Origin of the sequence: Streptomyces sp. MK37H, from assembly GCF_018035285.1 — a bacterium.
Lineage (GTDB): Bacteria > Actinomycetota > Actinomycetes > Streptomycetales > Streptomycetaceae > Streptomyces > Streptomyces endocoffeicus.
In genome coordinates, this window is sequence record NZ_JAAAYH010000770.1 from 1 (window position 1) to 1,993 (window position 1,993).

Sequence of the window (1,993 nt, forward strand, 5' to 3'; positions counted from 1 at the left end):
GTGCCCGGCGGGCCGTTCCCCACCCCGTCCGTTCCCACAGCACCGATATGCGGCTCCGCCGCGTGGCAGGGGCTCCGCCCTGGGCCCCCGGGGTTAAGGGGCAGAGCCCCAGTTGTGGGAAGGGGCGGGGAGGGGAACAGCCCGCCGCAGGCGTCACGATCCGTCGGGCATCCCCTGGGCACAGCAGTCCGAGTCCAGCCCGCGCGGCAGGCGCTCGCCGCCGAAGACGGCCGTGGTCGCCTCGTCGCCGCCCAGCGCCGCCACAGCGAGCAGCAGCGACCCGGCCGTCCAGGTGGTGCGCTCCTCCGGCCAGACCGCGTCGTCCTCGAAGACGTAGCCGGTCCAGTACATCCCGTCCTCGGCGCGCAGCGTCGGCTGGATCCACCGCAGGATGTCCACCGCGCGGTCGGACTCCCCCATCACCCAGAGCGCGAGCGCCAGTTCGCAGCTCTCGCCGCCGGTGACCCAGGGGTTGGGGGAGACACAGCGCACCCCGAGCCCGGGGACCACGAAGCGGTCCCAGCCCTCCTCGATGCGCTTCTTGGCGGCGGCGCCGGTGACCGCGCCGCCGAGGACCGGGTAGTACCAGTCCATCGAGTAGCGGTGCTTGTCCAGGAACCGCTCGGGGTGGTGGCGTATGGCGTGGCCGAGCAGCCCCGCCGACAGCTCCCAGTCGGGCTGGGGCTCCTCGCGGTGCTCCGCGATGGCCAACGCGCAGCGCAGCGCCTGGTAGACGGAGGAGGAGCCGGTCAGCAGGGCGTCGGGGTCCACGGTGCCGTCGGCGCGGTGCCGCCAGCCGATCTGGCCGCCGCTCTGCTGCAGCCGGAGCACGAACTCGACGGCGGCGAAGACGGTGGGCCAGATCTGGTCGAGGAAGGCGTCGTCGCCCGTGGAGAGGTAGTGGTGCCAGGCGCCGACCGCCACATAGGCGCAGAAGTTGGACTCCCGGCCGTGGTCGGTGGGGTCGGTGGCGGCCACGCCGTCCGGGGTGTCGGGGTAGGCCGCGTACCAGGAGCCGTCGGGGTTCTGGTGCCGGGCCAGCCAGTGGTAGGCGGCCGTGGCGCGCTCGTGCTCACCCGCCGCGTCCAGCGCCATCGCGGACTCGATGTGGTCCCAGGGGTCGAGGTGGTGGCCGCGGAACCACGGTATGGCGCCGTCCGCGCGCTGGACGGCGGCGATGCCCTCGACCGTGCGCAGCACCTGCTCGGGGCTGAGCACCCCGGGCAGCGCGAGCCGTTCGGTGCGGGGGCCGGGGCGCGGTCCGAGCGCCGTCACGCCCGCGCCTCACGCGGTGCGTGGGGCTTGGTCGCGTACGCCACGAAGCTCTTGCCGATGACGGGGTTCAGGGCGCGCTCGGCGAGCCGCGTGGCCAGCGGCTTCTTCATGATGTCCCACACCAGCAACTGGTGGTACGCGCGCACCGGCAGCGCCTTGTCGTTGTCCACCCCGAAGGCGCACTTGAGCCACCAGTAGGGGCTGTGCAGCGCGTGGGCGTGGTGGGTGCCGTACGGCCGCAGTCCGGCCTCGCGCATCCTCTCCAGCAGCTCATCGGCGCGGTAGATGCGGATGTGGCCGCCCTCGACCTCGTGGTAGGCGTCCGACAGCGCCCAGCAGACCTTCTCCGGGCCGTAGCGCGGCACGGTGACGGCGATCCGGCCGCCGGGCCTGAGCACCCGCACCATCTCGGCGAGCACGCCCTTGTCGTCGGGTATGTGCTCCATCACCTCGGAGATGATGACCACGTCGAAGCTGTCGTCGGGGAAGGGCAGGGCGAGGGCGTCGCCCTCCATGGCGGTGGCCGTGGCGCCCGCCGGGGCCTCACCGGCCTCCTTCATGGCGGCGAACCACTTGGCCACCTCGCGTATCTCCTCGCCGTTGCGGTCGAGCGCCACGACCTGGGCGCCGCGCCGGTAGCACTCGAAGGCATGCCGTCCGGCGCCACAGCCGAGGTCGAGGACGCGATCGCCGGGGGCGAGGGGGAAGCGGGAGAAAT

General features: G+C 73.1%; 2 protein-coding genes. Both read right to left on the minus strand.

All coding sequences use genetic code 11. From position 1 onward, the window contains the following. Positions 1-153: 153 nt before the first annotated feature. On the minus strand, positions 154-1,275 hold the full coding sequence (locus tag GWI24_RS43720; protein WP_210951565.1) for a prenyltransferase: 1,122 nt from the start codon (positions 1,273-1,275) through the stop codon (positions 154-156). Continuing rightward, positions 1,272-1,993: class I SAM-dependent methyltransferase (locus GWI24_RS43725; protein WP_210951566.1), on the minus strand; the 722-nt coding region annotated here is incomplete at its 5' end. The genes GWI24_RS43725 and GWI24_RS43720, both read right to left, overlap by 4 nt.